Below are 13,600 nucleotides of genomic sequence, written 5' to 3' on the forward strand. Positions count from 1 at the left end.
GGAGGCCATTGATGCCGGACACGGCTGACGATACCTGGCGCGCGCGACTACTGCGCTTTCTCCCCCGCCTGATCGCCTTCGCCTGGCGGGTACTGGGCCAGTTCATCGCCAATCGTGGCGTACTGCTGGCGGGGGGAGTGGGCTACAACATCCTGCTCTCCAGCGTGCCGTTGTTCGCCCTGAGCTGCGTATTGCTGACGCATCTGGTCGATGAGTCACGTCTGATGAGCATCATCGCCATCCAGGTCCAGCATCTGGGACCCGGGCAGGAAGACGTGCTGCTGGATGCCGTGCGCAAGCTGCTGGACAACCGTGACGTGATCAGCTGGATCGGGATGGGGGGCTTGCTGTTCTTCGCCGGGCTGGCCTTTCGCATGCTGGAGGATGCCATCGCGCTGATCTTTCATCAGCACCCGGTGATTCGCAAACGCAGTGCCTGGATCTCGGCCCTGCTGCCCTATGCCTTCGTGATGGTACTGGGGGCTGGCCTGCTGGCACTGACCCTGCTGGTGGCACTGGCCTCGGCGATGAATGATGCCCTGACCCTGCTGACGGGTATCGAGGTCACTCTTGGCGAAGCGGGCAGTGAAGTGATCTACCTGATCAGCATCGTCGGCATGTTCGGGCTGTTCAGCGCCATCTACAAGATCCTGCCCCAGACACGCGTCTCCACTCGCCGTGCACTGGTCGGCGGGCTGGTCGCGGCGACCCTGTGGGAGCTGACACGTCTGGCGCTGAGCTGGTACTTCACTCACCTGTCCTTCGTGGGCGCCATCTATGGCTCGCTGGCCACCTTGATCGTGTTGCTGCTGGGCCTGGAGGTTGGCGCCATCATCCTGCTGCTTGGCGCTCAGGTGATCGCGGAACTCGAGCAATGCTCACGCGAGAACATCCGCTGGTACCGCACGCCCAGCCGTACCCCTCTGACGCGTCTGCAATCCCGCCGCAACGCCATGCAACATGCCGGGGCGATCAGCGAAGAGGAACTGCCACCCGATGAGCCAGATGATGCGAAAAGGCCCGACGAACGCTGACCGGAATGGAAGCGGATGGAGATAGGGCTAGAGAGAAATGGAAAGAGAGATACCACGCAAAAAACCGCCCCTCAGGGCGGTTTTTTCATTGGCGCAACCTCCTGCTGAGGTGATGCGCCTTCACGCCATAGCTGCCTCACCCAAAAGAGCCGAGGGTAGCTGGCAAGCGTCTCAGCTGTCGAGAGACGCCTCAAGGGTGATCTCGGCAGTGAACAGCTTGGAGATCGGGCAGCCGGCCTTGGCCTTCTCGGCGGTCGCCTGGAAGTCCGCGTCACTGATGCCCGGCACCTTGGCCTTGGTCACCAGCGCGATCCTGGTGACGCTGAAACCGCTGTCATCCTTGTCCAGATGCACGGTCGCGCGGGTATCGATGGCGCTCGGCTCATGGCCTGCCTCTCCCAGCATCATCGACAGCGCCATGGAGAAGCAGCTGGCATGCGCTGCGCCGATCAGCTCTTCAGGATTGGTACCCGCGCCGTCTTCGAAACGCGTATTGAAACCATAGGGCTGATCCTTGAGGGCACCGCTTTCACTGCTGACGGTACCTTTACCCTGCTTGACGCTACCTTCCCAATGCGCGGAACCGGTTTTCTTGATCGTCATGCGTGTCTCCTTGACTGGGTGAACTCTCAGGGGGCCGTTGCCCTCTCCCCATCACATTGTCATGCCAGGCGACGACTTCAAGGGCCCGACACCAGATAACCGCCCTGACCACCGGATACGCAAGCCACCTCACCTGCCAGCGATGCAGGAACGTCAGCGAGAGTTGATTTCTCGTCATCTGCCCCGATCTCTGTTCCATCAGCGTCCAGTACAGCGCAACGGCTGGATGTCTCTTGCACAACGAGCAAGCACTCATTGACTTGCTCACGGAATGGCCTGGCCCATGCTCCACGCCGTTTCCCCAAAGGAGCACTCGACATGTCATTCACGACCCCCTCGCCCTTCCGAGCAGGCGCTTCACGCAAGACGCGCTACGGTGTCGGCATCGCCGCCGTGATGCTGGGCTGCCTGAGCCTGTCACCGGCCTATGCCTTCGACGAAATGAATACCGAGACGGGAGTCAGTGGTGCCGCTGCCTCCCAGCACTCCTCGAACGGCGAGCCGACCACCAGCCACTCCACGCGTACCGCTGAGGATTCCCGCGACAATGGGGCGAACTACCAGCAGCACCAGCAGCCCGAGGCCAGCCAGCAATCCAAGGATGAGGCCAAGCGTCAGGTACAGAAAAGCCTCGATGGTGGGGATATCGGAAGCCAGGGGGGACGACATGCCAATACTGGCCAGGCCAAGCCGACCGAGAACTGGTTCGGCTGCCCACCTTCCGGCGGCAAGCAGACTGCCCAATGTGACGGCAAGTGATCGCCCGGGCTGAGCCCTCGCGCTAGACACGATTCCCGCGGATGAAACAGGCCCCGCAACCCTTGGTTGCGGGGCCTGTTTCGTTGCATGCACATGCGTGGGTGCAGGGCATGTGCATGGAAAGCAGTACACCGTTGCCACAATATGCAGCAACCGTGAAGTGATTACGAAAATCCCTTGATATTCAGGCAATTACGCAATCAAGTTGTCGAAACGACAACACTCTCCTTCCAGTGATCCCGCTTGTGACACCCCACCTCGGCAGGCACGATATATCGCATACAGATGATCCGTCGATCATCCCTCAAGGCCACTGCACGGCGTCTGCATGACGCCAGCACTGCATCGATTTCCGTCTTGTTCAGTACGCAGTCAGTGCAGGTCCCACGACCGGATACGACAGCGGAGTCATCTCCGCAGGAGAGTTACGCATGACAGACACCAAGACACTGTTCACCGCTCACACGCTTGGCGAGCTTGAGCTTCGCAATCGCCTGGTGCTCGCGCCGATGACCCGTACCAGCGCCCAGGAGGATGGCCTGGTCCACTTCGACATGGTCGATTACTACCGCGATTTCGCGCGCGGCGATTTCTCGTTGTTGGTCACCGAGGGCCTGTACACCGATGAGGCCTTCAGCCAGGGCTACGCCAATCAGCCGGGACTGGCCACTCAGGCCCAGCAGGACAGCTGGCGCCCGGTGGTCGAGGCCGTGCATCAACAAGGCGGCCGACTCATCGCCCAGTTGATGCATGCCGGCGCCCAGACTCAGCACAACCGCTTCAAGGATGAGGTGGTCGCGCCCTCAGAGAGCCGGGCCAGTGGCGAGATGCTCAGCTTCTACGGCGGCTCCGGCCCCTTCCCGCTGGCTCGCGAGATCAGCGAATCGGAGATTCACGAGGCCATCACCGGCTTTGCCACCAGCGCTCGCCTGGCCAAGGAAGCTGGCTTTGACGGGGTCGAGCTGCACGGTGCCAACGGCTACCTGATCCACCAGTTCATCAGTGAGCGCTTCAACCAGCGCGACGATGCCTGGGGCGGCGATGCCACTGCCCGGCTGGCCTTCCCGCTCGCGGTGATCCGCAGTGTGCGTGAGGCCGTCGGCGACGACTTCCCACTCGGCATGCGGCTGTCACAGGGCACCGTGACCGAGCCGGATCTCCGCTGGGCCGGTGGACCTGACGCGGCTCGTGCGCGCTTCTCGCACCTGATCGAGGCTGGCCTGGACTTCCTGCACCTGACGGGTGGCGATGTCGCCGCGCCCGCCTTCCCCGAGGCAGCGAATGCTGACGAGCGCTCGCTGAGCCTGACGGCGCTTGCCGACCAATCGCGCAAGGCACTGGAGTCAGACATCACGCTGATCACCAATGGCGGCGTGGACAGCCCCGAGAAGGCAGTGGCAGCGCTTGAGCACGCCGACCTGGTCGCGATCGGGCGTTCGGCACTGGCCAATCACGACTGGCCCAAGCGCGTGAAACGCGACACCTGCCTGACGCCCTTCGACTTCGCGATGCTGTCTCCATTGGCCACCCTGGCCAACGAGGAAGACTGGCGCATCGCCAACGACAAGCCGGCCAACTGCGAAGGTCGCTGCTGATGTCGGCAGACTGAAGCAGGACGCAGCGGGCCCCGCCACTCAGTGGCGGGGCCCGCTGCGTTGGAAACCCGTCAAGCCTTGAAGGGCGCTTCTGCACTGAAGGCCAGCCCCGCCGATGCCGGCGGTCTGATGCTCGTCATGCCGCGCAAGGTGCTCAAGTGCTGCGCCGTCAGTCCCCTCGCGGCTTCCGACGCCTCGTGCTCTCGCTCATCCTGCGTCTCGCTCAGCAGCGACGGATAGTGCCGCGCCCACTCGGCCAGCTCCTCAAGCCCCGTGGCAAGACTGACCGTGGGCCGAAAGCCGGTCAGCGCCTGGAGTGCCGAGGTGTCAGCCCAGGTGCGCTCGACATCGCCCGGCTGCATCGGCAGCAGACGTCTGCGGGCCGTGATGCACAGCGCCGCTTCCAGTCCGTTGATGAAATCTCCCAGCGCGATGGGCTCGCCACGGCCGAGATTGAGCACCCGTGACGGTGCCGCGCTGGACACCTGAGCGGGTGGCAGCGGCATGAGACGGAAGATGCCCTCCACGATGTCACTGACATGAGTGAAGTCACGTGCCATCTGCCCCCGGTTGTAGACATCGATCACCTCACCGGCCAGCAGCTTGCGCGCGAATCGCAGCGGCGCCATGTCCGGTCGGCCACGCGCGCCATAGACGGTGAAGAAACGCAGCCCCGTCACCGGCATGCCATAGAGGTGCGAGTAACTGTAGGCCATCAGCTCATTGGCTCGCTTGGTGGCGGCATACAGCGACAGCGGCCGCTCCCCCACCTGGGCTTCCTGCAGAGGCTGAGCGGCGTCATCCCCGTAGACGGAGCTGCTGGAGGCGTAGAGCAGATGACTCGGACGCGCGGCACGGCACGCCTCGAGAAGATTGACGAAGCCGACCAGATTGCTGTCGACGTAATCGAAGGGCTGGCTGATGGAATGCCGCACCCCGGCCTGGGCGGCCAGGTTGACGACCACCTCGAAGCCCTCGTCCTTGATCAAGGCGAGCAACGCCTCGCGCTCGACCAGATCCAGCGGCACGAAGCGGAAACTGCCCGGCCGGCGGCCATCGCCGCACTCTCCCGCACACTGGCTGGCCAGCGTCTCGAGGCGCGCCAGACGATGCCTCTTCAGCGCCAGCGGATAATAGGGATTGAGGTTGTCGAGTCCGACGACCTGCATGCCTTCCTGCAAAAGGCGCTCGCACAGCGCGGCGCCGATGAAGCCTGCGGCTCCCGTGACCAGAATCTTCATGCTCGTTGTCTCTCCTGCGCGGACATGTCCCGCTTTGATGACGCGGACGGCAAGCCGCCCAACGCCGCTGCGGGAATCGTCATCACTCGATGGCGTCCCTGATGGAAGATCCGTGAGGTATCCGCCTTGCCATCCGCTGCCGCCTGACACCAGTCGCGCATGCCGGCCAGCGGGCCTTGCGTGCCTGGCAGACGCAGACACTTCTCCGCCTCGATCACCAGCCAGCCATCCGGATGCGCCGCCTGCCAGGCGCTAAGCGACCCCGCATCCCGCGTGAGCGTCTCCAGTGGCCGGGTCAGACGGCCGGTGAATTGCCAGGTCGCTTGATAGTCCCAGCCGACGACAGCCACCTGCTGGCCAGCCTGCTGTCGGCCATTGATCCATTGCGCGATGGCGGTCTGATCCAGATGCGGCCACAGCGGGCGCAATGTCAGGCTCAACAGACAGGTCACCAGCAACACGCTGCCCAGCACCAGACGGCGCTGCGCATTCAGGACGCCGTCGTAACGGGCCTGCACACCCGACACCTGACGCGCACTGATTGGCCCTGACATCGCGCTGGACGGCCACAGGCCTGACATCAATGCCAGCAAGCCTGCGCCAGCCAGGAAACTCGACAGGCTGGCACTGCTTGAGGCCACCAGTGCAGAGTCCGCCGACCATCGTGCAAGGCCTGTCGGCGCCAGTGACGGCATCACGATGACCGCCAGTGCCAGACTGGCAACGCCCAGTCCACCGCTTGTCATCGCCAGCAGCCGCAGCGCCCCATGAGCCGGTGGCTGACGAAGCGCCGCCCAGGCCAGCAACAGGCTCAGCGGCACCAGCAGCGGCATCAGGTAATGCACCTGCTTGCCGGAGATGAGCGAGAAGATCAGCAGGCCACTCAGCGCCCAGACGCGTCCCAGCCTCAGCAATGGCTGCTCGGCCGTCGGCCGCTGGGCAATCGAGGCCAGAAACCCTTCCAGCAGCAGACGCGGACGCAGGCTGAACGGGAAGATCAACACCACAAGCCATGGCAGATACCACCACAGCGGCCGCGCATGATCCTGCGCGGCGACGACCCGATGCGCCGTCTGCCCCCACAGCAGGTCCTCCACGTAGCTGGCCGGCCCGGTGATGACGGCGGGCAGCAACCACACGCACAGCACCACGAGCCCCAGCAGCAGACTCATTCCCCAGCCGCGCCACTCGCCGGCCCAGACCTGGCGGGCCTTCGCCTGAGTCCACCAGGGGCGCGAGCCGACCACCACAGCAAACCACAACAGCGCCACCGGCCCCTTGGCCAGCAGGGCAAGTCCCAGCCACAGCCCACTCTCCGCCACCGCCTTCCAAGGCAAGGGCTGAGCCCCCAGCGGCGAACACCAGGGCCGCAGCGCCCCCAGCAGACAGGTGGTCAGCAGTACATCGAACATCAAGGCCTGGCTGTAGAGCATCCACATCAGGCAACCGGCGAGCGTCCAGCGGGTCAGAGAGACCCACTGCTCACGCACCTGCCATTCATCGCCCTCCCCCGCGGCCACCGGCCACAGGGTGCGAGCGACACGTCCCAGCTGCCAGATCCCCAGCAGACTGACCAGCGGCATCAGCACTTTCGGCCAGACTTCATTGACCCCTAAGACCGCCCAGCCAGCGTGGATCAACCAGAACAACAGCACCGGCTTGTCCGCGTAGGGAGCGCCATTCATGCTCGAGACGAACCAGTGACCGGAATGCCACATCTCCCACGCCACCGAGACATAGCGGGTTTCATCGATGGGCAGATAGGGTCGCGCCAGCGCTCCTGCCATCAGCAAAGTCAGCCACAGTGCCCAGCACAGCCGCTCGCTGGCACACAGGTTGGCCCCTGAGCTGACGGCGCTTCCGGCCAGCGCCATCGCCTTGCGCCAGCGGCCAGCCCGGGTGGCGGGCTCCGTCTCGCTGCGCTTGATCACACGTGAGCGGGGTGTCTGACGTTTCATGGGCGGGCCTCCGTCATCACGTCATGGCGCCCGGGGAGACCGATCAACCGCGCCGCCTCCTCGGAGACCGAGGTCGGCGCCAGATACATCGGCGCGGCATCGGCATCGCCACGACACGCCAGCGCCGCTCCTCCGGGCAGCAGGGCCCAATGTTCATCCGGTTCACTCAGCGTGATGGCCTGCGTCGCCTCCAGGCAGGCATGCCGCTTGAGCATCCCGGGAGTCATCAGGGCCCAGCGATGCTGCGGCGCCGCTTGCAGCCAGGCATACAGCCGCGAGAACTGGTCCGCCTCCGACGTCTTGTAGCCGAAGTGCCATAGCGGCTGGCGCGCCTGCAGGAGGTACTGCTCCCGGAAGTCAGGGATCGCCAGCGCCTGGTGATCACTTTGCTCGGCGACCTGAGCCATCAGTGCCGCCGGATTGCGCACCGGGTCCATCAGTCGCGCACCCCAGGTCCCCCACAGGACCCAGAAGACCACCAGCCAGCTGCCCAGCGCGAGCAGGCCACCGCGCGGTTTCCACCATGCGCACAGCGCCACGCCAGCCCCTCCCAGAAGCCCCCACCATCCCCAGGGCACCAGGCCTTCCTGCTCGGCAAGCCTCGTCAATGCCGGAAGTCCAGCGGCCCCCAGCAGTGCCGCGCCCAGAAAGATGCCGGCAAGTCCCGCGCACAGCACGAAGGCCAGCCAGGCGACATGCCGCTTTCTGGACAGGCCGGGCAACAAGGGCGCCAGACCGACCACCAGCAGCGGCAGCGCCGGCAGGAGGTAGACGCCCCGCTTGCCGGGAGACAGCGAGAAGAACACCACGATCAAGACCGCACCGCTCAACGGCAGCCAGACGCGCAGATCACGACGCCACAAGCGGGTGGCGAGTGCCTTCGGCCACCAGGGCAGCGTCAACAGCAGCGGCATCCACGCCCAGGGAATCACCTGGGTCAGGAAGTAGTGCCAGGGCTTGAGGTGGTGCCAGCTGTCGGCGTAGCGCTCGGCGGTCTGCTTGAGCAGGATATTGTCGCGATAGGCTGCCAGCTCCGGGTCGGCAGAGAGCAGCGACATCACCAGCATCGGCCCGACCCAGGCCAGTGGTGCTGCCAGCAACCAGCAGAGCCCGATCAACAGCTCACGCCAGGACAGCTGACCGGCACGCTGGCCACCACTGCGCCAGCGCGACGCTCGGCGCATGGCCAGCAGCCAGAACGGCAACATCAGGAGCGGCAGGAAGCCGACTCCCTTGGTGATGATGCCCAGCCCCATCGCGAAACAGCCAAGATGGAAGTAGCGCACACCATCATCGAGCAGTGCATGGCGCAGCATCCCCCAGCAGCCAAGCATGATGAAGGCGGTGACCAGCATGTCGATCTGCGCGGTACGTGCCTGCAGCACGAACTGCAGCGTGGCGATCAGCCACAGGCCGGCGATGAAGGCGACGCGCTTCCCGTGCAGGCGACGGATCAGGTCCACGCTCAGCGCCAGCGTCACCACCCCGGCGCCCAGCGACGGCAAGGCGAAGCCGATGCGAATGTCGCCACTCACGCCGGTGGCCAGGCCACTGAGCCACATGAAGATCGGCGGCTTGTCGGGATAAAGCTCTCCCCCGCGATGCGGCAGCCACCAGTGGCCGGTGACCCACATCTCGAGACCGTTGAGCGCGAAGCGTGGCTCATCCGCCGGCCAGGGCATGCGCATGCCGAGCCCGATGGCCGACACCAGCAGATACAGCAGCGCAAGGCTCCACCAGGGGTGACGGGCGAGGCGTTGATAGAGACGGGCTTGAAACATCGTCGTCATGCGCACGATGCCTTGTGCCGAGCACTTCGTGCCTCGAGTCGCGCCACCTCATGGGTGAGTCGGGCATTCTCCTCCGCGAGTCGAGCGTGCTCGGCCCGCAGCCGACTATCGCCTGCCGCGAGGAGTGAGCCCTCCGGCTCGCGGGCCTTTGAGGAAGCGGTGGGCTTCTCGACGCTCGATACATCCACACTGGCCGCCTGCTGGCGTGAGGCGCGGTCCCGCTTGATCAGGCTCAGGTTGCGCAGATAGATGAGGAGTCCGGCCCCCTGGCCGGCGATGAACACCGGGTCCTGGCGGTGGATGGCATACGCCAGCAAGGTCATGCCACCTGCCAGCGAGAACCACCAGAAGGCGCGCGGCACGATGGAACGACGCGCCTTCTCGCTGGCCAGCCACTGGATGATGAAGCGCGCCGAGAACAGCGCCTGACCACCGAAGCCGAGGGCCACCCACCACGGATTGACATCCATCAGTGTGCTCCCCGCGCCACGCCGGCGTGAGGTGTGGCGATGCCAGAGAGATCGACCGCCCCAGTCGCCCTGCCGGTATCGATCCCCGACATGTCTCTGACGGCATGTTCGCCGACTTCCGATACATCACGGCTTCTGCATGCGGGATGGAGCGCGACCTCCAGCGGCGACAACGTCTCACTGACGGCATTGCCGGAGAGATTCTGCAGCGGCGAGGGCAGGCGCGAGCGACGCACCAGCCACATCACGCCGATGATGTCGCTGATGCCGACCCACAATCGATCGAAGAAGCCGTACTTGGAAACCCCGGCGACACGCTCACGATGGCGTACCGGCAAGGACTGCACCTTGCCGCCCTGGGCCCGCACCAGCGCAGGCAGGAAACGGTGCATGTGATCGAAATACGGCAGACGCAGGAAGACGTCACGACGTGTGACCTTGATGCCGCAGCCGGTATCCGGCGTATCGTCATGCAGCAGCGCCTGGCGGATGGCATTGGCCAGTCGGGAGGACACGCGCTTGACGGCGTCATCGCGGCGTTCGGTGCGATGCCCCGCCACCATGTCCAGTCCCTCGAGACTGGCCAGTGACAGCATGTCCGGCAGGTCTGCCGGGTCGTTCTGGCCATCACCATCCAGGGTCGCCAGCCATTCGCCACGCGCCAGACGTGCGGCCTGCCACAAAGAGGTGCTCTGCCCGAAACTGGTGTCATGGTGATAGGGACGCAGCCGCGAATCTTCCAGGGCTGCCTGCGTGAGCCAGCGCCAGCTGTCATCGCTGGAGCCATCATCGACCACGATGATCTCGTAACGCCGACCGGCGAGTGCCGCATGCACCTCGGCGATCAGCTTCGGCAGGTTGTCTCGCTCATCACGCCCGGGTATCAGCACCGAAATCCCCTCGCTCGAGGAATCCTCCTGCGCTGACACCTGCGGTGAGCTGGGGGTGGGCATTGCGGTTGAGGACGGCATGGAACGGCTCCTGGCGAGGATGGGGCGGAGAACATGACGGCCAGTTGCCGATGCCCCTGTTGATCTGGGCAGGCCGGCCGCGCGTTGCAGCAGAGACTGCGCGCGAACCATTAAGACAGCATTAAGTGAGGCTCAGATGACACCCGCCAATGCAGAAAGCCCCCGTCGCGCGGGGCGACGAGGGCTTCCTCAAGGGTCCATGATGCTGCCGAAGACTGTGCTGCAAAGGCCTCGGCGAGAGCCGGCGTCAAGGTCAGTCGTGATTCTGCCAGTGGTCCCGCCCCCACTGCCGGCGCTCGGCCGGCGTCAAGAATGACCAGACCACACAGCGACTGATCTTCTGTCCCTGGGACATCTCGATCACCCGCACCTCGCTGGCACCGCTTGCCGCCAGTGCCTGCTTGATCCCCGGCAGACTGCTGGCATGCGCCACCAGCGAGCTGAACCACAGACAGCGCGACGCCACGTCACGACTCTCGCTGACCATGCGCGTCACGAAGGCTTCCTCTCCTCCCGGACACCAGAGTTCGGCCGCCTGACCTGCGAAATTCAGCGCGGGTGCCGACTGGGCGCTGTGTCGGCGAGACCTGTCGACCCTGGACCTGTCGTCACCAGCCCGCTCCTGGCGAGTCCTGCCCTTGCGCGAGGCATTGCCGCGCTGCTGGCGCGACTTGTCCAGCCCCCGCCATTTGCGCTGCGCTTCACGCGCCATGTCAGCTTCGCTGGCATGGAATGGTGGATTGCACAGCACCAGATCGAAGCGTTCCGCCTGCCCCCAGAGCCCGGCGAAGAGCGCACGCCGATCCCGTTGCAGACGCAGCTCGATCTGACCACGCAGCACCACATTGGCCATCACGTTGCGGTGGGCCGATTCCAGCGCCGTGGCGCTGATGTCACTGCCGACCATCTGCCAGCCGAAGCTGCGATTGGCCAGCAACGGATAGATGACATTCGCACCGACACCGACATCCAGCGCCCTGACTCGCTCCCCCGGGGGCAACTGCCCCCGCCCGTTGGCCTCGACCAGCAGGTCCGCCAGATAGTGCAGATAGTCGGCCCGGCCGGGAATCGGCGGACATAGATAGCCCGCGGGAATGTCCCAGTCGCTCACCCCGTAGTGATGACGGAGCAAGGCGCGATTGAGGGCCTTGACGGCCATCGGGTCCGAGAAATCGATCGAGGCGTTGCCGCCCGGTGTCGTGATGAGAAAGGCCGCCAGTTCCGGGCTGACCCGAGTCAGCGCCGACATGTCATAACGCCCCCGATGGGGATTGCGCGGGTGCAGCTCTCCCTTGCGGGCCGGCATCACCTTGACGGGCGCCGCGTTGGAGGTGGCGGGCTTCCCTCGGGAGGCCGGCTGCCGCCTGGCGGGCGAATCGTGTCGGGAAGAGGCATCGGACTTGGACGGGGAAGCACCGCGTGGGCGGCGCGAAGAGGACGACATGACGACATACCAGGCAATGACGGGGCCCGCCATCTTACCAGAGGGCGCAGTGACAGGCGGCTACCCTCGGGCAACTTTGCCCACCGCAGACGTCCTGTGCTTGGAAAACGCCCATGGGAGGACGTTCACGGTGAGAATTCACCACCATCCGGCGGGAGCCGCGAGAGCTGCGAGAGCCACAAGTGCGATAAGCGAGGGCCCGCCAGACGAGACGCGGCTCAGCCAGGGGCTTTGCTCAACCAAGGTCACTGCTCAATCAAGGTCACGGCTCAACCAGAGTCACCGCTCAACCAAGGTCACTGCCGGTCAGTGCCCCACGCGCGTTGGCACGCTGGTCGACTCGGCGCGCCTGGGCACGGCGTGCCGTGGGACGCTCGATGGCCAGCGGGCAATTGCTGCAATAGCCAAGGCATTCGATACGGTAACGCACGCAGCATACCTTGCGGGGCACATGCCGTTCGCCATGGCGGTCCATCACCTCGCTGACCGGCTGATACAGCGGATTGCGCCGCCCGTCCGCCAGCACCCTGGTCGCCATCAGCTGGCGTGCCGGCGCGGCCTGCGCGACCCACCCCTGCTCCTCCAGCATGCCGACGATGTACACGAAGTAATGTGCCGCGTTGCTCCAGAAGACCTTGGGACCCAGCGGGGTATGCGGCACGAGGCGCTCAATGACGGCCTCGAGATGTGCCAGATAGCCCTGGAAGCGCACCTGCAGCCGCGCCTCCTCCTCTGCCGCCGCGATATCCGCCGTGAGGCTGACGCCCTGACCTGCCGCGTCATCGAGTATCAGCTGGGTGACCACACCATGCTCGCCAAGGCGCAGCGAGAGATGGCGCAGCTCCAGCGGCAGTTGATGATCGAGCAGCAGATTGGCCGCCAGCGGCAGCGATACCATCGAGGACAACAGGTACTTGGACCACTGGGAAAGCAGTGCCCGCTCATCCGGTGCCTCCGCGCCCGACTGCCCCTCGTACTGCATGCCATGTGCGGCGATGCAGGCCGAAAGCCAGCCGGGGCTGAGCACATCACGTGCCGGCACGACACGGTCCAGCGATGACTCGCCACCTGCCTGCGCCTGAGCGCTGGTAGTGATCAGGTCCCGATAAGCAACCATCGGACCGGCAAAGAGCGGGGAAAGCGCGTCGATCATCGGTAGGCTCGCAGACATGAGGAGACGGACGGTGCCTCACATACTAACGAAAACTATTAGCATTTGCATATCAAAAAAGCGTGATGGACCACAGACGTATCTTCCCTCTCTCGCCAAGCCTGCCGCCCGTCAGAGCCTGCCATCCCGGCATAGCCGACGCCTGACCCAGGCATCATAGAGACGGGTCAAGGTCGGCTCGATCAGCGGACGAGTGATCAACCACCCCAGCCAGGCAAGGCCGGGGAGACGGGCCAGCAGCAGACGGTACGCCGGCATGCCATCGCAGATCCGCTCATCGGCCGTCTCGACATGCAATGACAGCAGCGCGCGCTGCAGGGGAATGCCCCGCGCGGCGAGACGCTCGGCATACTCCGTCGCATCCCACCACTCGACGCCAGCATCGTGGCGCGACAGTCGCTCATAGCGTGCACGCTCACGCCGACATACGGGACAGCGTGCATCGTAGTAGACCTTGAGGGCCGCCCGAGACGGCGGCCGGGCGGAATCCGACATGCTCTGACTCTCCGGGGGATGAATGTCAGCGTCTGGCCATCAGGGCTGCTGATCAGAGCTGGCGATCAG

At 64.9% G+C, this 13,600-nt stretch carries 12 protein-coding genes; 3 read left to right on the top strand and 9 right to left on the bottom strand.

The features are described 5' to 3' along the window. The first annotated feature begins 11 nt into the window (after positions 1-11). Positions 12-1,034 (top strand): YihY/virulence factor BrkB family protein, encoded by a 1,023-nt coding sequence (locus tag BFX80_RS11450; protein ID WP_077372841.1) that lies wholly within the window; start codon positions 12-14, stop codon positions 1,032-1,034. A gap of 171 nt (positions 1,035-1,205) precedes the next feature. Here the strand turns inward: BFX80_RS11450 and BFX80_RS11455 are convergent, their stop codons facing one another. Beyond that, entirely contained in the window at positions 1,206-1,637 is a 432-nt protein-coding gene (locus tag BFX80_RS11455) for an OsmC family protein (protein WP_077372838.1), read from the bottom strand. A 318-nt stretch (positions 1,638-1,955) separates the two neighbouring features. Here BFX80_RS11455 and BFX80_RS11460 point away from each other — a divergent pair, with 318 nt between their 5' ends. Together BFX80_RS11460 and BFX80_RS11465 are read left to right on the top strand one after the other, a co-directional pair. Then, the gene (locus tag BFX80_RS11460; RefSeq protein WP_084208978.1) at positions 1,956-2,396 is read left to right on the top strand and encodes a hypothetical protein; all 441 of its coding nucleotides are present in this window, start codon (positions 1,956-1,958) and stop codon (positions 2,394-2,396) included. A 431-nt stretch (positions 2,397-2,827) separates the two neighbouring features. Further along, a complete protein-coding gene (locus tag BFX80_RS11465) occupies positions 2,828-3,991 on the top strand; it encodes an oxidoreductase (RefSeq protein WP_084208979.1) in 1,164 nt (387 codons plus the stop codon). Between the two features lie 71 nt (positions 3,992-4,062). Here BFX80_RS11465 and BFX80_RS11470 read toward each other — a convergent pair whose 3' ends face one another. The 8 genes from BFX80_RS11470 to BFX80_RS11505 all read right to left on the bottom strand — a co-directional run bounded on the left by BFX80_RS11470 (position 4,063) and on the right by BFX80_RS11505 (position 13,531). Next, positions 4,063-5,232, bottom strand: a complete 1,170-nt coding sequence (locus tag BFX80_RS11470; protein ID WP_084208980.1) for an NAD-dependent epimerase/dehydratase family protein — start codon at positions 5,230-5,232, stop codon at positions 4,063-4,065. Then, positions 5,229-7,190 carry an ArnT family glycosyltransferase gene (locus BFX80_RS11475; protein ID WP_084208981.1) on the bottom strand — a complete coding sequence of 654 codons (1,962 nt, stop codon included), beginning with the start codon at positions 7,188-7,190 and terminating at the stop codon, positions 5,229-5,231. The genes BFX80_RS11470 and BFX80_RS11475 overlap by 4 nt, the downstream gene beginning before the upstream one ends. Then, positions 7,187-8,980 carry an ArnT family glycosyltransferase gene (locus BFX80_RS11480; RefSeq protein ID WP_084208982.1) on the bottom strand — a complete coding sequence of 598 codons (1,794 nt, stop codon included), beginning with the start codon at positions 8,978-8,980 and terminating at the stop codon, positions 7,187-7,189. The genes BFX80_RS11475 and BFX80_RS11480 overlap by 4 nt, the downstream gene beginning before the upstream one ends. Next, positions 8,977-9,450, bottom strand: a complete 474-nt coding sequence (locus BFX80_RS11485; protein ID WP_084208983.1) for a lipid-A-disaccharide synthase N-terminal domain-containing protein — start codon at positions 9,448-9,450, stop codon at positions 8,977-8,979. The genes BFX80_RS11480 and BFX80_RS11485 overlap by 4 nt, the downstream gene beginning before the upstream one ends. Then, positions 9,450-10,421 (bottom strand): glycosyltransferase family 2 protein, encoded by a 972-nt coding sequence (locus BFX80_RS11490; protein WP_240499553.1) that lies wholly within the window; start codon positions 10,419-10,421, stop codon positions 9,450-9,452. The genes BFX80_RS11485 and BFX80_RS11490 overlap by 1 nt, the downstream gene beginning before the upstream one ends. 253 nt (positions 10,422-10,674) lie before the next feature. Further along, a complete protein-coding gene (gene rlmF, locus BFX80_RS11495; RefSeq protein ID WP_084209762.1) occupies positions 10,675-11,865 on the bottom strand; it encodes a 23S rRNA (adenine(1618)-N(6))-methyltransferase RlmF in 1,191 nt (396 codons plus the stop codon). Between the two features lie 286 nt (positions 11,866-12,151). Beyond that, positions 12,152-13,018: a siderophore-iron reductase FhuF gene (gene fhuF, locus BFX80_RS11500; protein WP_167593028.1), complete on the bottom strand. Its 867-nt coding sequence runs from the start codon at positions 13,016-13,018 to the stop codon at positions 12,152-12,154. 129 nt (positions 13,019-13,147) lie between these two features. After that, complete coding sequence (locus BFX80_RS11505; RefSeq protein WP_084208986.1) at positions 13,148-13,531, bottom strand: thiol-disulfide oxidoreductase DCC family protein; 384 nt, start codon at positions 13,529-13,531, stop codon at positions 13,148-13,150. Positions 13,532-13,600 lie beyond the last annotated feature (69 nt).

It is taken from the genome of Cobetia marina, assembly GCF_001720485.1.
Classification (GTDB): domain Bacteria; phylum Pseudomonadota; class Gammaproteobacteria; order Pseudomonadales; family Halomonadaceae; genus Cobetia; species Cobetia marina.

Excerpts from the sequence above, each read along its gene's own strand:
- rlmF (WP_084209762.1), bottom strand. The coding sequence starts at position 11,865 with ATGTCGTCCTCTTCGCGCCGCCCACGCGGTGCTTCCCCGTCCAAGTCC.
- BFX80_RS11485 (WP_084208983.1), bottom strand. The coding sequence starts at position 9,450 with ATGGATGTCAATCCGTGGTGGGTGGCCCTCGGCTTCGGTGGTCAGGCG.
- BFX80_RS11480 (WP_084208982.1), bottom strand. The coding sequence starts at position 8,980 with ATGACGACGATGTTTCAAGCCCGTCTCTATCAACGCCTCGCCCGTCAC.
- BFX80_RS11460 (WP_084208978.1), top strand. The coding sequence starts at position 1,956 with ATGTCATTCACGACCCCCTCGCCCTTCCGAGCAGGCGCTTCACGCAAG.
- BFX80_RS11465 (WP_084208979.1), top strand. The coding sequence starts at position 2,828 with ATGACAGACACCAAGACACTGTTCACCGCTCACACGCTTGGCGAGCTT.
- BFX80_RS11450 (WP_077372841.1), top strand. The coding sequence starts at position 12 with ATGCCGGACACGGCTGACGATACCTGGCGCGCGCGACTACTGCGCTTT.
- BFX80_RS11490 (WP_240499553.1), bottom strand. The coding sequence starts at position 10,421 with ATGCCGTCCTCAACCGCAATGCCCACCCCCAGCTCACCGCAGGTGTCA.
- BFX80_RS11470 (WP_084208980.1), bottom strand. The coding sequence starts at position 5,232 with ATGAAGATTCTGGTCACGGGAGCCGCAGGCTTCATCGGCGCCGCGCTG.
- fhuF (WP_167593028.1), bottom strand. The coding sequence starts at position 13,018 with ATGATCGACGCGCTTTCCCCGCTCTTTGCCGGTCCGATGGTTGCTTAT.
- BFX80_RS11505 (WP_084208986.1), bottom strand. The coding sequence starts at position 13,531 with ATGTCGGATTCCGCCCGGCCGCCGTCTCGGGCGGCCCTCAAGGTCTAC.
- BFX80_RS11455 (WP_077372838.1), bottom strand. The coding sequence starts at position 1,637 with ATGACGATCAAGAAAACCGGTTCCGCGCATTGGGAAGGTAGCGTCAAG.
- BFX80_RS11475 (WP_084208981.1), bottom strand. The coding sequence starts at position 7,190 with ATGAAACGTCAGACACCCCGCTCACGTGTGATCAAGCGCAGCGAGACG.